We start from the raw sequence: 15512 nt of genomic DNA on the forward strand, positions 1-15512 counted from the left end.
ACCCCGGGTCAAGCCCGGGGTGACGACGAACCGGGATTGCGACTTTTGGTGCGAAGCAGCCTTTAAAGCTCGCCGCCCAGCGCGCCATATTTTGCCTCGAAGCCCGCCTTGTCGCCGCGTGCGAGATAGCCTGCCTGGTCGACCAGATTGTCGCGCGCGATGCGGCCCGTGAACGCGCCGAGCTGATCGTCGATGCGCGCGATGTCGGCGTCGGTCCAGTCGGCGATCTGCTGGAAGCGCGTCACGCCCATGCCCGCCAGCATCGCCGCGAGCTTGGGGCCGACGCCCTTCAGCAGCTGGAGATTGTCGGCGCCCGCAGCCGGTGCAGCGGTCGGCGCCTCGGGAACGGGGGCGGCTGCGGGGGGCGGGGGAGGCGGCGGTGCGGCGGGTTGCGGTTGCGGCTCGACGGGTTTGAAGCGCGCGGGTTCGGCGGCCACGATCTCGGGCCGGGCGGGTTCGAGCGGCTTGCGCGGCTCGGCGGGCGGCGCGACCGGCGGCGCGGCGCTGTCCGCCTTGCCGCGTCCGAGCAGCCACCACAGCAAAAGGAGCGCGACAACGACGCCGACCGCCGCGATGATCCAGTTTTCCTGAAGCCAAGTCATGATCTATCTCCCTGCCTTTCGTTGGGTCGCTGAGAATTATTGCGCCTCGCGCGCCACCTCGCGCCAGCCGATGTCGCGGCGGCAGAAGCCGCTTGCGAAATCGAGCTTGTCGACCGCCGCATAGGCGCGCGCCTGCGCCTCGGCGACGCTTTTGCCCGTTGCCGTCACATTGAGCACGCGCCCGCCCGCCGCGACAATCGCGCCGTCGGCGCGCGCGGTGCCGGCATGAAAGACGCGCACGCCCCCCGCTTCGGCCGCGGCGATGTTGCGGATCGCGCCGCCCTTTTCGGGGGTGCCGGGATAGCCGTTCGCCGCCATCACGACGGTCAGCGCATAATCGTGCGAAAAGGCGGGCGGCTCGGCATTCGCAAGGCTGCCCGTTGCGGCTGCATGGAGCAGCGCGGCGAAATCGCCCTTGTAGCGCATCATCAGCACCTGGCATTCGGGATCGCCGAAGCGGCAATTATATTCGATGAGCTTTGGCCCCGCATCGGTGAGCATCAGCCCCGCGAACAGCACGCCGACATATGGCGTGCCTTCGGCGGCGAGCGTTGCCACCGTCGGGCGGACGATGCGGTCCATCACCTGCGCCTCGAGCGCGGCGGTCAGAACCGGCGCGGGGCTGTACGCGCCCATGCCGCCGGTATTGGGGCCGGTGTCGCCGTCGCCGACGCGCTTGTGGTCCTGCGCGCTGCCAAAGGCGATGACGTCGGCGCCGTCGGAGAGCGCGAAGAAGCTCGCTTCCTCGCCGGTCATGAATTCCTCGATCACCAGCTCGGCCCCTGCGCCGCCGAACGCGCCGTCGAACATGTCGGCGATCGCCGCCTCGGCTTCGGCGCGCGTTTCGGCGATGATCACGCCCTTGCCCGCGGCGAGACCGTCGGCCTTGATGACGACGGGAATGTCGAAGCCATCGAGCGCGGCGAGCGCCTCGTCGGCGGAGGTGCAGCGGACATAGGCGGCGGTCGGGATGCCGGCGCGCGCGCACAGATCCTTGGTAAAGCCTTTCGATCCCTCGAGTTGCGCCGCTGCGGCGCCGGGGCCGAAGGTCGCGACGCCCACCTCGCGCAGCCGGTCGGCGAGCCCCGCGACGAGCGGCGCTTCGGGGCCGACGACGACGAATTCGATAGCGTGCGCGCGCACCAGCGCGACCAGCGCGTCGATGTCGTCGGCGGCGACGGGAAGGCATTCGGCGTGGAGCTCGATCCCCGGATTGCCGGGCGCGGCATAGAGCTTGTCGCAGCTCGGCGATTGCGCGAGCTGCCACGCCAGTGCATGTTCGCGGCCCCCCGAGCCCACAAGCAGGATATTCATGTCAGTCCCTTTTCCCGATACGGCCTCCGACACGGACACCGCCGCGCGGCTGTTAGCCGAGGATGCGCCTGGCGACAATGCGCCAGCCCTGTCGGTCAGCCAATTGTCGGCGGCGATCAAGCGTACCGTAGAGGATGGCTTCGCGCGCGTGCGCGTGCGCGGCGAGCTGTCGGGGGCGAAGCGTGCGGCGTCGGGGCATTTCTATGCCGCGCTCAAGGACGATAATGCGCTGATCGACATGGTGATGTGGAAGGGGCAGGCGAGCCGCCTCGCCTTCCGCCCCGAGGACGGGATCGAGGTGATCGCCACGGGCAAGCTCACCACCTATCCGGGGCGCTCCAAATATCAGCTCGTCGTCGATAGCCTCGAGGTCGCGGGCGAGGGCGCGCTGATGCTGCTGTTCGAAAAGCTCAAGGCGCGGCTCGGCGCCGAGGGGCTGTTCGACCAGGGGCGCAAGCAGCCGCTTCCCTATCTGCCGCGCACCATCGGCGTCGTCACCTCGCCGACCGGCGCGGTGATCCGCGACATCCTCCACCGCCTCGCCGACCGCTGCCCGACGCATGTGATCGTCTGGCCGGTGCTCGTGCAGGGCGAGGGCGCGGCGGCGCAGGTTGCGAACGCGGTGCGCGGTTTCGACGCGCTGGCGCCCGGCGGCCCGGTGCCGCGCCCCGACCTCGTCATCGTCGCGCGCGGCGGCGGGTCGATCGAGGATCTGTGGGCGTTCAACGAAGAGGTGGTCGTGCGCGCGATCGCCGACTGCCGCATCCCGACGATCAGCGCGGTCGGGCACGAAACCGACGTCACGCTCGCCGACTATGCCGCCGACCGCCGCGCGCCGACGCCGACCGCCGCGGCCGAGATGGCGGTGCCGGTGCGCGCCGAACTGCAGGCGCAGCTGGCGACGTGGAACGGGCGGATCATCGGCGCGGCGAACCGCCACCAGGCGCTCGGCGCCGAACGGCTTGCCGCGCTCGCGCGCCACCTGCCGAAGCGCGAGGCGCTTTATGCGCCGCAGCGCCAGCGGCTCGACGATGCGCACGGGCGGCTCGACCGCTGCCAGCAGCACCGCGTCGCGGTGGCGGCCGAGCGGCTCGCGACGCGCGGCGCGGCGCTGCGCCCGTCGCTGCTCGCGCGCGGCTGGGACCGCGACCGGGCGAAGCTCGAGGGGCTGGCACGGCTGCTCGTCTCGCTCGACCCGCGTGCGCTGCTCGCGCGCGGCTATGCGATGGTACGCGATTCGGCGGGGGCGATCGTGACGACCGCGGCGGGGGCGAGGGCTGCGGGAACGCTGCGACTGCAATTCGCCGACGGCGAGGTCGCGGCCGAGGTCGGTGGGGGCGCGGCTCCTGCACCCGGGCCGGCGCCGCAATCGGCACCGAAAGCTGCGCGCAAGCCTCCCGCAGCGCCGGGGCGCGGGCAGGGCGAGCTGTTCTGACGGCGGAAGGGGTGGCCGCGGCGCGCATCGCTGCTATAGTTGCGGCAATGACCTCTACCCGAACGGATTTCGACCGATGCTGATCGCCAGCCGCAACCGCCTCGCCCGCCTCCATTATGGCCCCAACGGCTTTCGCGTGCTGTCGCCGGGCGACCATGTGCTCTGCGCGGTGAGCGGTGCGCCGATCGGGCTTGACGAGCTGCGCTATTGGTCGGTCGCGCGGCAGGAACCCTATGCGAGCGCCGCCATTTCGGTGCAGGCGGCGCTCGACGCCAAGGAATGACGCGCGCCGCGCGGACCGCGCTTTTCTGGACCGCGCTGCCGCTGCTGGTCGCGGGCTGCGTCCCGCCGCCGGGCGAGCCGGCGCCGCAACCGACCGCTTCGCCCCAGCCCGCCCCTGCCGAGGCGCCGCGCCCCGTGTCGGCGCCCGCGCCCCCCGTGCCCGAGGGGCCGCGTGATTTCGAACTGCAGGGCAGCGCCGTCCAGGGCGGCGCAATGCTCGGCCGCGCGCCCGGCGGCACGCGCGCGCTGACCTTCGACGGCGAGGCGGTGCCGCTTGGCGGCGACGGGCGCTTCTTCATCGCTTTCGATCGCGACGCGCCGACGACCGCGCGGCTCGCCGCGACGCTCGCCGACGGGCGGACGGTCGAGCGAACGCTGATGGTCGCGCCGGGAATTTGGCGGATCGAGCATATCAACGCGCCGTATCGCGGCAGCGCGTCGAGCGACGCCGACTTCCGCCGCCGCCGCCCCGCCGAACTTGAACAGATCGCCGTGGCGCGCGCCATCGCGGCCGATGCGGAGGGGTGGCGGCAGCGCTTCATCTGGCCCGTGCAGGGGCGTTTGTCGGGCTTCTTCGGGTCGCAGCGCGTCTATCAGGGCAAGCCCGGCAGCTATCATGGCGGCACCGACGTCGCCGTGCCGCGCGGCACGCCCTTCGTCGCGCCCGCCGACGGCGTCGTGGTGCTCGCCGCGCACCAGCCCTTCACGCTCGAGGGCAGGCTCCTCATTGTCGATCATGGCATGGGATTGAACAGCGCCTTCCTCCACTGCGACACTCTCGACGTCGCAGTGGGCGAGCGCGTCGTGCAGGGGCAGAGGCTGGGCACCGTGGGGTCGACCGGGCGCGCGACGGGGCCGCATCTCCACTGGGGAATCAAGTGGCGCGACGCGCGGCTCGACCCCGGCACGCTGGCCGGCCCGATGGTACGATGATGGACGAAAACAAGGTCCGGAATTCGTAACCAATGTAACAAAATGTCGCAGATGCGCCGCTACGAAAGCATAGAATTTCGCGGATTCTCAGGCATGTTGCAAATACGTCACAATCGCCGACGAAACCGAATGGCGCGCCGGGATTTTCCTTTACTCGGCCCAGCATAGCGGTCATCCCGCACGCTATCGGGGTGTCTGTGGGCGGCAATTATTGCCGTTCTGCGACAGGGGCCCGGGTATCTTGAAACACTCAGTAGCAAGGGACTGCACTGTGAAGAAAACCCAATTTTCGATGCTGAAACTGAGCGCCGCTCCCATTGTCTTGGGCGCCGCTCTGCTTTCGGCTCCCGCCTATGCGCAAGGGGCTCCGGCCGATGACGAAGCGTCGAACGATGACGCTATTATCGTCGTGACCGGCTCGATTCTGCGCCGGACCAACACCGAAACCGCCTCGCCGGTTACCGTGCTCAGCGCGCAGACGCTCGAAGAACGCGGTCTCAACACCGTTTCGGAAGCGGTGCAGCGCCTGTCGGCCAACGGCGCCGGCACGATCACTCAGGGCTGGAACACCGGCTTCAACTTCGCCAGCGGCGCGAACGCCCCGGCGCTTCGCGGCCTGACCGTCCAGTCGACGCTTTCGATCTCCGACGGCCTGCGCATGGCGCCCTATCCGCTCGCGGATGACGGCCAGCGTAACTTCGTCGACCTCAACACCATCCCCGACGCTGTCGTCGAGCGCATCGAAGTGCTGCGCGACGGTGCGTCGTCGACCTATGGTGCCGATGCGATCGCGGGCGTTATCAACGTCATCACCAAGAAGGAAATCCAGGGCCTCCACCTTGGTGGCTCGCTCGGCATCTCGCAGAAGGGTGATGCCGGCGAACAGCGCATCGACGCGACCTGGGGCTATGGCGACCTCGCCAACGACGGGTTCAACTTCTACGTCAGCGGCGAATATCGTCGCCAGGACGCGCTTTATGCGCGTGATCGCGGCTATCCGTTCAACAACAAGGACTGGACTTCGATCTGCGGCGCCAGCGGCAGCTGTATGTCGAACCAGAACTGGAATGGCTTCACTCCCGAAAATGGTCTCTTTAACGGCCTGATCAGCATTCCTGGCGTTACCCTCGTCCGTCCGGTTTCGGCGACCAACCCCAACACGGGCGCTGGCCGTTTTGAATTCCTGAATCCGGCGGCCGGCTGCCGCGGATACAAGATGCACCAGAACATTGGCACCTCGGCGACGGCGCCGCTTGCGGGGGTCTGCGAGATCAACTGGCAGGGTGATCACATCATGCTGCAGCCGGAGATCGAGCGTCAGGGGCTGACCGCGCGCTTTACCGCCAATGTCGGCGATCGCGCACAGGTCTATGCAATTGCCAACTATTATAACACCAAGACGCATGCGACCTTCACTCCGCTGGGTCTGAACGGCACGCCCACGTCGCCGAACAACGGTGCGGCCGCATATAATGTGATGCTGCCCGTCTATGTCTGCGCCAACGGTGTGGGGACGCTGTCGGGCCAGAACACGGGCTGTACGGCGGCCAATGGCACGTTGAACCCGTATAACCCTTATGCTGCGTCGGGACAGACGGCACAGGCGTTCGTGCGTTCGACGCGTGACCGTACGGTCGATACGAGCTCGCGCTCGCTGCGCGGTGTTCTCGGCATCGAAGGTAGCTTCGGCGACGATTGGCGCTATTCGGCCAACTTTACTGCCTCCGAAGTTCGTCTGAAGCGCACCCAGGCAAATTACTTCATTCCGCAGCGCATCATGGACGTTGTCGCACGCGGCACGCTCAATCTGAACGACCTTGAAGCCAATTCGCAGGAAATCTGGGATTATATTGCTCCGGTCAACACGACCACCTCGGTGTCGGAGCTGTGGCAGTTCCAGGCGACGTTGGCCAAGGATCTGTTCCAGCTTCCGGGCGGTCCGCTCCAGGCGGCGGTCGGTGTGTCGTACCGCGACGAATCGATCGACGCGCCGAGCGCCAACCCCGGCACGCTGGGCAACCAGTATGATCGCTATTACAGCATCAATGCCGTCGGTACGGCGGGTAGCCGCGATGTGAAATCGGCGTTCTTCGAACTGAGCGCGCCAGTCATCGAGCAGATCGAGCTGACCGCTTCGGGTCGTTACGACGATTATTCGACGGGTCAGTCGAACTTCTCGCCGAAGCTTGGCGTCAAGTTCACGCCGATCCCGCAGGTTGCGGTTCGCGGTACCTTCTCGAAGGGCTTCCGTATCCCGAGCTTCAACGAATCCTTCGGTCTTCCGACCACCGGCTTCGTGACGCGTACGGTCAACTGCACCACCTTTGCGGCGTTCTGCGCAGCGCACGGCAACAACGCCTACGCGACGCAGAGTTATTCGCTGGGTCTGACGCAGGTCGGCAATCCGGACCTCGATCCTGAAAAGTCGACGGCTTTCACCGCCGGCATTATCGTCGAGCCCATCCGCAATGTCAGCCTGACGGTCGATTTCTGGCACATCAAGGTCAACGACCTCATCACCGGCGTGACCTCGACGGCAGCGGCTGAAGCGGCCTATTATTCGAACAACGGCGTCGTGAACATCCCGGGCATAACCGTGCTTCCGGGCCAGCCGGACCCCGCATTCCCGAATGCGCTTCCGCTGCTCGGCTTCATCCAGTCGTCGTACACCAACCAGGACTCGCAGGTCGTCAGCGGCCTCGACTTCGGTGCCAACCTCAGCCTGCCGATCGGCAGCAACCTGACGTGGCGCAGCAACTTCGACGCGTCGTACATGATCAAATATGAACTGACGACCGACGCTGGTGACAAGCTGCGCTATGATGGCACGCTCAGCCCCTGCAACATCACGTCCTGCTCGGGTTCGCCCAAGTGGCGCGCGTCGTGGCAGAACACGCTGGCTTTCGGCGACACCACGCTCAGCCTGACGGCCTATTACACCAAGGGCTATGACACGGCGTCGATCGACTTCGGCGGCATCAAGGGCGATTGCCAGTTCAACGCTGACAATGGCGTCTCGACGCACAGCTATGTCGATGGCAGCCCGGTCAACTGCAAGACCAAGGATATCTGGAACGTCGACTTCACGGCGAGCCAGAAGATCGGTGACAAGTTCACCATCTATGCAAACGTCCTGAACGTATTCGGCATCAAGCCGCCGTTCGATCCCGACGCTGCCTATGGCATCTTCGGCTTCAACCCGGCGTGGGCCGGCCCGAACATCATGGGTCGTTACTTCCGCCTTGGTGCGAAAGTCAGCTTCTAAGACTGGCCAATATGGAATAGATGGGCGGCCCCTCGCGGGCCGCCCATTTTTTTTGGGAAGGCTGGCCGACACAGTCAGGCTGGTTATTGAAAAGAAAGGAAGTTATTGCATGATCAGAATTCTCTCCCTTGCTGCGGCCCTCGCCGCTGCACCGACGGCAGTTCATGCAAAGGCCGAAGCGCCGCAAGGTGAAAAGCCCGCCGCCGAAAAGAAAATCTGCAAGCGGGAAACCGCAACCGGTTCGATCATGGCGCGCGTGACTTGCCGTACCAAGGCCGAATGGGAAGCCATCACGGCGCAAAGCCAGGCCGACCGTGATCTTGCCAACGACGCCGCCCGTTCGCGGTCGCTCGTCGGGCAGTCGCGCTAATCGATCCGGACTGCAACGCCGTACCGGGGCGGCGTTGCCATTCCTTCACCCCGCCGCCAGCGCCAGCGCGCCGTCGCCCTCGTCGACCTTGATCGTCGACCCGTCCTTCACCTCACCCTTCAAAATCAGGTCGGCGAGCGGGTCCTGCAGATATTTCTGCACCGCGCGCTTGAGCGGCCGGGCGCCATAGACGGGGTCGTAGCCGACGCGGCCGAGCCACGCGCGCGCGGCATCGCTGAGGTCGAGCGTGATCTTGCGGTCGGCGAGCAGCTTCTGCACGCGCGCGACCTGAATATCGACGATCCCCGCCATATGCTGCTGCGCGAGGCGGTTGAAGAGCACGATCTCGTCGAGCCGGTTCAGGAATTCGGGGCGGAAATGGCCGCGGACGATCTCCATCACCGCGGGCTCGGCCTGCTCGACCGGCGCGTCGTCGGGGAGCGCGGCGATCGCCTGGCTGCCGAGGTTCGAGGTCAGGATGATCAGCGTGTTGGTGAAATCGACCGTACGCCCCTGCCCGTCGGTCAGCCGCCCGTCGTCGAGCACCTGGAGCAGGATGTTGAACACGTCGCCGTGTGCCTTTTCGACCTCGTCGAAGAGCACCACCTGATAGGGGCGTCGCCGCACCGCTTCGGTGAGCACGCCGCCCTCCTCATAGCCGACATAGCCCGGCGGCGCGCCGACCAGCCGCGCGACGCTGTGCTTTTCCATGAACTCGGACATGTCGATGCGCACCATCGCATGATCGTCGTCGAACAGGAATCGCGCGAGCGCCTTGGTGAGCTCGGTCTTGCCGACCCCCGTGGGGCCAAGGAAGAGGAAGCTGCCGAGCGGGCGGTTCGGGTCCTGCAGCCCGGCGCGCGCGCGGCGCACCGCGGTCGACACGGCGCGCACCGCCTCGTCCTGCCCGATCACGCGCTGGGCGAGCGTTCCTTCCATGGCGAGCAGCTTTTCGCGCTCGCCCTCCATCATCCGGTCGACGGGGATGCCGGTCCAGCGGCTGACCACCGCGGCGATGTCGTCGGCGGTCACTTCTTCGCGCAGCATCGCGTTGCCCGCGACCGCCTCGGCGTCGGCGAGCTGCTTTTCGAGCGCGGGGATGGTGCCGTAGCTGAGCTCGCCCGCGCGTCCGAGATCGCCGGCGCGCTGCGCCTGTTCGAGCGCGCCGCGCGCGGCGTCGAGCTGCTCCTTGATCTTCGCCTCGGCGTGGATCTTGTCCTTTTCGGCCTGCCATTTTTGCGTGAGTTCGGCCGACTGCTGTTCGAGATTGGCGAGTTCGGCGCGCAGCGCGGCGAGGCGATCCTTCGATGCCGCGTCGCTTTCCTTGCCGAGCGCCGATTCCTCGATCTTCATCTGGATGATCCGCCGGTCGAGGCTTTCGATCTCGTCGGGCTTCGATTCGACTTCCATGCGGATACGGCTTGCGGCCTCGTCCATCAGGTCGATCGCCTTGTCGGGCAGGAAGCGGTCGGAAATATAGCGGTTCGACAGCGTCGCCGCGGCGACGATCGCGCCGTCGGTGATCCGCACGCCGTGGTGCAGTTCATATTTTTCCTTGAGCCCGCGCAGGATCGAGATCGAATCCTCGACGGTCGGCTCGCCGACGAACACCGGCTGAAAACGCCGCTGGAGTGCCGGGTCCTTTTCGACATGCTTGCGATATTCGTCGAGCGTCGTCGCACCGATGCAGTGGAGCTCGCCGCGCGCCAGGGCCGGCTTCAAAAGGTTCGACGCGTCCATCGCGCCTTCGGACTTCCCCGCGCCGACGAGCGTGTGCATCTCGTCGATAAACAGGATGATCTCGCCCTCCGCCGACTTCACTTCGTCGAGCACGCTTTTCAGCCGCTCCTCGAACTCGCCGCGATATTTGGCGCCGGCGATCAGCGACCCCATGTCGAGCGACAGCAGGCGGCGATCCTTCAAGCTGTCGGGGACGTCGCCATTGGCGATGCGCAGCGCGAGCCCTTCGGCGATCGCGGTCTTGCCGACGCCGGGCTCGCCGATGAGCACGGGGTTGTTCTTGGTGCGCCGTGCGAGGATCTGGACGGTGCGGCGGATTTCCTCGTCGCGGCCGATCACGGGGTCGAGCTTGCCCTCGCGCGCGACGTCGGTGAGGTCGCGGGCATATTTCTTGAGCGCTTCATAGCTGTCCTCGGCGCCCGCGGTGTCGGCGGTGCGCCCGCCGCGCAGCGCGTTGATCGCTTCGTTCAGGGCCTCGGCGCGTATGCCGGCATCGGCGAAGGCCTTGCCGACCGGGCTCGACGCGGCGAGCGCCATCGCGAGCAGCAGCCGCTCGACCGTGACATAGCCGTCGCCCGCCTTGGTCGCGACCTGTTCGGCCTGGTCGAGCAGCCGCACCGCATCATTGTCGAGCCCCGGCGTCGCCTGCGCGCCCGATCCCGATACGGCGGGCACTTTCGCCAGCAGCGCGTCGATGCCCGCCACCGCGCGCGCCGCGTCACCGCCGGCGCGCTGGATCAGGCCGGCGGCCATGCCTTCCTTGTCCTCGAGCAGCGCTTTCGCAATATGTTCGGGGCTGATCCGCTGGTGGTTCATGCGGATCGCGATCGTCTGCGCGGCCTGCAGGAATCCCTTGGCGCGGTCGGTGAATTTCTCGAGGTTCATGCGGTCTAAGCCCCTTTCGTCCCTCGCAAGATAGTGTTGCCATTTTACAACACAAGAGGGGCTGGCGCGCCTCGTCGCGTGCGGCAATCGGGCGGGCCGTTGTCGCCGTCCGACGGGTCGCCCGCGGGCCGCCCTTGCTGCCGCAACCGCGCTTCCCTTTCGGCGGCACAGGCTCTAGAGGCTTGGCAATATGGCCGAAGACACTTTGTCCCATTTTCGCATGCGCATCCGCCGCGACACGAGCGCCGTCGCCGACTGGCTGCGCGAGATGTGGACGCGGCGCTGGTTCCGCTGGCTCGGCTATCTGGCGCTCGCCGGGCTCGCGGGGCTGCTGCTGATCTGGGCGGTTTTCGCGCGCGACCTGCCGTCGGTCGACCAGTTGCGCGACTATGAGCCGCCGCTGCCGACGATGGTGCGCGATGCCGAGGGCAAGCCCGTCCACAGCTATGCGCGCGAGCGGCGCGTCCAGCTTGCGTACAGCGAATATCCGCCGCTGCTCGTCCGCGCCTTCCTCGCTGCCGAGGACAAGACCTTTTTCGAGCATGGCGGGATCGATTATCCGGGCATTGCGTCCGCGATCGTCACCAATTTGACCAACAGCGGACGTCCGGTCGGCGCATCGACGATCACGCAGCAGGTCGCGAAGAACCTGCTGTTGACCAACGAGCTCAGCTATCGCCGCAAGATCCGCGAGGCGATCCTTGCGATGCGGATCGAGGATGCGCTGACCAAGGAGCAGATTCTCGAGCTCTACCTCAACGAAATCCCGCTCGGACGCCGTGCCTTCGGCGTCCAGGCGGCGGCGCGCGCCTATTTCGACAAGGATGTCGACGAGCTCGACCTTCACGAAATGGCGTTCCTCGCGATCCTGCCCAAAGCGCCCGAGCGCTACGGTCGCGCGCGGTTCGAAGACGATGCGGTCGCGCGGCGCAATTTCGTGCTCGGATCGATGGAGAATAATGGCTGGATTACCGCCGCGCAGCGCGACGCCGCGCGCGCGATGCCGCTCGGCCTCAGCGAGAGCGGCAACCGCGCGGTCGCGCAGGTCGGCGGCTATTATATGGAAGAGGTGCGGCGCCAGCTGATCGCCGAGTTCGGCGAAACCGCCGAGGACGGCCCGCTCAGCGTCTATGCCGGCGGGCTGTGGGTGCGCACGCCCTATGATACCAAGATGCAGGACGCGACGACGCGCGCGCTGCGCCGCGGGCTCATCCGTTATGACGCGGGCAAGGGCTGGTCGGGGCCGATCGCGACGATCGAGGCCGACGACCAATGGGCGAGCCGCCTTGCTTCGAGCTTTATCGGCATCGACTATGACGGGTGGCGGATCGCCGCGGTAGTCTCCAAATCGGCGGGCGAGGCGCGCATCGGCTTTTCGAACGGTGAGACGGGGCGCCTCCCCGCGAGCGCCGCGTCGATGCGCTATCGCAAGACCGGCGGGAGCGCGTTCGACGCGCTGCGCCCCGGCGACCTGATCGCCGTGAAGGCGACCGGCGGCGGCAGCTATGCACTCAAGAATATTCCCGAGGTGTCGGGCGGCATGGTGGTCGAAAGCCCGCATTCGGGCCGCATCTATGCGATGCAGGGCGGGTTCGACGTGCGCTTGTCGCCGTTCAACCGCGCGACGCAGGCCGAGCGCCAGCCCGGCTCGACGATCAAGCCCTTTGTTTACGCCGCCGCGCTCGACAACGGCATGACCCCCGCGACGATGATCGTCGACGGCAGCTTCTGTGTCTATCAGGGCGCGCGCTTCGGCAACAAATGCTTCCGCAACTTCGGCGGTGCGGGCGGCAGCGGCGAACATACGATGCGCTGGGGCCTCGAACAGTCGCGCAACCTGATGACGGTGCGCGCGGCGAGCCAGATCGGCATGGAGCCGGTCGTCGAAACGATCAGGACGATGGGGATCGGCGAGCATGAACCCTATTTGTCGACCGCGCTCGGCGCCGGATCGACGACGGTCGAAAAAATCACCAACGCCTATGCGATGCTCGCGAACCACGGCCGCGAACTCAAGCCGCGGGTGATCGACTATGCGCAGGACCGGCGCGGCAAGGTGATCTTCCCGCGCAACTGGCGCGCGTGCGACGGCTGCAACATGAAGGATTGGGACGGCAAGCCGATGCCGCGCTTTGCGCCGTCGGGCGAGCAGCTGATGGACCCGATGACCGCCTACCAGGTCGTTCACATGCTCGAGGGCGTCGTCCAGCGCGGAACCGCAGTGCGGCTGCGCGACCTCGGCATCCCGCTCTTCGGCAAGACGGGGACAACCTCGGGGCCCAACGACGTCTGGTTCGTCGGCGGCACGCCCGACGTGATCGCCGGCGTCTATATCGGTTTCGACCAGCCGCGCAGCATGGGCGGCTATGCGCAGGGCGGCAGCCTCGCCGCGCCGATCTTCAAGGACTTCGCGCTCGTGGCGCTCGCCGACCGCCAGCCGATTCCCTTCGCTGCGCCCAAGGGCGTGCGCATGGTGCGGATCGATCGCCGGTCGGGACGCCGCGTCTATGGCAGCTGGCCGACGTCGGACCCCAAGGCGTCGATTATCTGGGAGGCGTTCAAGCCCGAAAGCGAACCGCGCCGCACGATTCGCGAAGAGGAGATCAAGCCCGCGCGTCCCGCTCCCCGCCAGGATGCGCCGGTGCGGCAGGATTCGGGCCGCCGGACCGACAGCGAGTTTCTCGAGGATCGCGGCGGGATCATCTGACCCCCCGCCGCCACCTTTCCCTGAAGCGCGCGAGCGCCTAAGGGCATGACGGATATTTTTCAGGAGCATCAGACATGCGCGCCGAAGCGCAGGATCATTTGGACAAGATTGGCGCGGCGCTCGCGCTGCTGCGGCGATTCCTCGATTGGGATCGCGCGGTGCGACGGCTCGACGAGCTCAACGCCAAGGTCGAGGACCCGACGCTGTGGGACAATCCCAAGGCGGCGCAGGAGGTGATGCGCGAACGCCGCCGCCTCGACGAGGCGATCACCGCGACCCGCGCGATCGAACAGGAAGCGGCCGACACCGCCGAGCTCATCGAGCTGGCCGAGATGGAGGGCGACGAGGCGCTCGTCGACGATGCGGTGGCAAGCCTTGCCGCGCTCGCCGCGCGCGCCGAGGAGGACAAGGTCAAGGCGCTGCTCGCGGGCGAGGCCGACGGCAACGACTGCTATGTCGAGGTTCACGCGGGCGCGGGCGGCACCGAAAGCCAGGACTGGGCCGAGATGCTCCAGCGCATGTATATGCGCTGGGCCGAAAAGCGCGGGATGAAGGTCGAACTCGTCGAATATCAGGCGGGCGAACAGGCGGGCATCAAATCGGCGACGATGCTCGTGAAGGGCGAAAACGCCTATGGCTATGCCAAGACCGAAAGCGGCGTCCATCGGCTCGTCCGCATCTCGCCCTATGACAGTTCGGCGCGGCGCCACACGAGCTTTTCGAGCGTCTGGGTCTATCCGGTCATCGACGACGACATCAATATCGAGGTCAACGAAAGCGACCTCAAGATCGATACCTATCGCGCCTCGGGCGCGGGCGGGCAGCACGTCAACACGACCGACTCGGCCGTCCGCATCACGCACATCCCGACGGGCATCGTCGTCGCGAGCCAGAACGACCGCTCGCAGCACAAGAACCGCGCGACCGCGATGGGGATGCTCAAGGCGCGGCTCTACGAAGCCGAGCTGCAAAAGCGCGAGGCCGAGGCATCGGGCGAATATCAGGCGAAGACCGAGATCGGCTGGGGCCACCAGATCCGCTCCTACGTCCTCCAGCCCTATCAGCTGGTGAAGGATTTGCGCACCGGCGTCACATCGACCGCGCCCGGCGACGTGCTCGATGGCGCGCTCGACCCGTTCATGGCGGCGGCGCTGTCGCAGAAGGTGACGGGCGAGAAGGTCGAGGTGGAGGACATCGACTGATGCGCCGCGCGGTCCTGATCGCCGCGCTCGTCGCGCTGCCGCTGCTCGGCGGGTGCGATAGCCTGTGGGAGGATGGCGGCGACCGTATCGACACCGCGCGCGATTTCCCGCCCGCCGACCGGCCCGTTGCGCCGATCACCTCGACAAAATGGTCGACCGAGGAAGCGCGCGACCGCGTCAACGAGGCCGAGGATGTGATGGACTCGGCCGATGTCCGCCCCGGCATGACCGTCGCGGACATCGGCGCGGGCGACGGCTATTATACCGTGCGCCTCGCGCCGCGCGTCGGCGCCAGCGGACGCGTGCTCGCGCAGGACATCATCCCCGAGGTCATCGACCGCCTCGCCGATCGCGTGACGCGCGAACGGCTCGACAATGTGTCGCTCAAGCTTGGCGCGGTCGACGATCCGCGGCTGCCGTCGAACAGCTTCGACCGCGTGTTCATGGTCCATATGTACCACGAGATCGAGGAACCCTATGCCTTCCTCTGGCGGCTGCGTCCCGCGCTGCGCGCCGGCGGGCAGGTGATCGTCGTCGACGGCGACCGTCCGATCGCCGAGCACGGCACCCCGTTCCGCCTGCTCGTCTGCGAGTTCGAGGCGGTGGGCTACAAGCTCGTCTCCTATGACGACAAGCAGCATGCGGGCGGCTATCTCGCGCGCTTCGTCCCCGATGGCCAAAGGCCCGAACCGGACGACATCAAGGTGTGCAAGAACCCCTGATCCATTGATCCTCCCTGACGCGAAGCGATGGGAGGGGGTCCGCCCGCGAAGCGGT

Annotated in this window: 11 protein-coding genes; 8 read left to right on the forward strand and 3 right to left on the reverse strand. The window is 66.9% G+C overall.

What is annotated here, in order from left to right; translation table 11 throughout:
* Window positions 1-62 precede the first annotated feature (62 nt).
* Window positions 63-602, reverse strand: coding sequence for a hypothetical protein (locus H7692_RS10515; RefSeq protein WP_222136804.1), 540 nt, complete (start codon window positions 600-602; stop codon window positions 63-65).
* A gap of 36 nt (window positions 603-638) precedes the next feature.
* Window positions 639-1916, reverse strand: a complete 1278-nt coding sequence (purD, locus tag H7692_RS10520; protein WP_227340138.1) for a phosphoribosylamine--glycine ligase — start codon at window positions 1914-1916, stop codon at window positions 639-641.
* Between purD and xseA the strand changes: the two genes are divergently transcribed.
* The 5 genes from xseA (at window position 1915) to H7692_RS10545 (ending at window position 8201) form a co-directional block, all read left to right on the forward strand.
* Window positions 1915-3351 (forward strand): exodeoxyribonuclease VII large subunit, encoded by a 1437-nt coding sequence (xseA, locus tag H7692_RS10525; RefSeq protein ID WP_227340139.1) that lies wholly within the window; start codon window positions 1915-1917, stop codon window positions 3349-3351. The genes purD and xseA overlap by 2 nt on opposite strands.
* Before the next feature lie 76 nt (window positions 3352-3427).
* Window positions 3428-3634 carry a DUF2093 domain-containing protein gene (locus H7692_RS10530; protein WP_201928335.1) on the forward strand — a complete coding sequence of 69 codons (207 nt, stop codon included), beginning with the start codon at window positions 3428-3430 and terminating at the stop codon, window positions 3632-3634.
* Complete coding sequence (locus H7692_RS10535) at window positions 3631-4566, forward strand: M23 family metallopeptidase (protein WP_222136808.1); 936 nt, start codon at window positions 3631-3633, stop codon at window positions 4564-4566. The genes H7692_RS10530 and H7692_RS10535 overlap by 4 nt, the downstream gene beginning before the upstream one ends.
* 322 nt (window positions 4567-4888) lie before the next feature.
* Window positions 4889-7831: a TonB-dependent receptor plug domain-containing protein gene (locus H7692_RS10540; protein WP_222136809.1), complete on the forward strand. Its 2943-nt coding sequence runs from the start codon at window positions 4889-4891 to the stop codon at window positions 7829-7831.
* Window positions 7832-7940: 109 nt separating this feature from the next.
* The gene (locus H7692_RS10545) at window positions 7941-8201 is read left to right on the forward strand and encodes a hypothetical protein (protein WP_201928332.1); all 261 of its coding nucleotides are present in this window, start codon (window positions 7941-7943) and stop codon (window positions 8199-8201) included.
* Window positions 8202-8246: 45 nt separating this feature from the next.
* Here the strand turns inward: H7692_RS10545 and clpB are convergent, their stop codons facing one another.
* Window positions 8247-10826, reverse strand: a complete 2580-nt coding sequence (gene clpB, locus H7692_RS10550; RefSeq protein WP_201928331.1) for an ATP-dependent chaperone ClpB — start codon at window positions 10824-10826, stop codon at window positions 8247-8249.
* 190 nt (window positions 10827-11016) lie between these two features.
* Between clpB and H7692_RS10555 the strand changes: the two genes are divergently transcribed.
* The 3 genes from H7692_RS10555 to H7692_RS10565 all read left to right on the forward strand — a co-directional run bounded on the left by H7692_RS10555 (window position 11017) and on the right by H7692_RS10565 (window position 15457).
* Window positions 11017-13533 (forward strand): transglycosylase domain-containing protein, encoded by a 2517-nt coding sequence (locus H7692_RS10555; protein WP_222136810.1) that lies wholly within the window; start codon window positions 11017-11019, stop codon window positions 13531-13533.
* Window positions 13534-13607: 74 nt separating this feature from the next.
* Entirely contained in the window at window positions 13608-14735 is a 1128-nt protein-coding gene (gene prfB / locus H7692_RS10560; protein ID WP_222136811.1) for a peptide chain release factor 2, read from the forward strand.
* Entirely contained in the window at window positions 14735-15457 is a 723-nt protein-coding gene (locus H7692_RS10565) for a class I SAM-dependent methyltransferase (RefSeq protein ID WP_227340141.1), read from the forward strand. Before prfB ends, H7692_RS10565 begins: the two co-directional genes overlap by 1 nt.
* Window positions 15458-15512: the final 55 nt, after the last annotated feature.

This window comes from Sphingopyxis sp. P8, from assembly GCF_020622175.1.
Lineage (GTDB): Bacteria > Pseudomonadota > Alphaproteobacteria > Sphingomonadales > Sphingomonadaceae > Sphingopyxis > Sphingopyxis jiangsuensis.

Coding starts and splice junctions, on each gene's coding strand:
- H7692_RS10515 (WP_222136804.1), bottom strand. CDS start 602: ATGACTTGGCTTCAGGAAAACTGGATCATCGCGGCGGTCGGCGTCGTT.
- H7692_RS10530 (WP_201928335.1), top strand. CDS start 3,428: ATGCTGATCGCCAGCCGCAACCGCCTCGCCCGCCTCCATTATGGCCCC.
- clpB (WP_201928331.1), bottom strand. CDS start 10,826: ATGAACCTCGAGAAATTCACCGACCGCGCCAAGGGATTCCTGCAGGCC.
- purD (WP_227340138.1), bottom strand. CDS start 1,916: ATGAATATCCTGCTTGTGGGCTCGGGGGGCCGCGAACATGCACTGGCG.
- H7692_RS10565 (WP_227340141.1), top strand. CDS start 14,735: ATGCGCCGCGCGGTCCTGATCGCCGCGCTCGTCGCGCTGCCGCTGCTC.
- H7692_RS10545 (WP_201928332.1), top strand. CDS start 7,941: ATGATCAGAATTCTCTCCCTTGCTGCGGCCCTCGCCGCTGCACCGACG.
- H7692_RS10535 (WP_222136808.1), top strand. CDS start 3,631: ATGACGCGCGCCGCGCGGACCGCGCTTTTCTGGACCGCGCTGCCGCTG.
- H7692_RS10555 (WP_222136810.1), top strand. CDS start 11,017: ATGGCCGAAGACACTTTGTCCCATTTTCGCATGCGCATCCGCCGCGAC.
- prfB (WP_222136811.1), top strand. CDS start 13,608: ATGCGCGCCGAAGCGCAGGATCATTTGGACAAGATTGGCGCGGCGCTC.
- xseA (WP_227340139.1), top strand. CDS start 1,915: ATGTCAGTCCCTTTTCCCGATACGGCCTCCGACACGGACACCGCCGCG.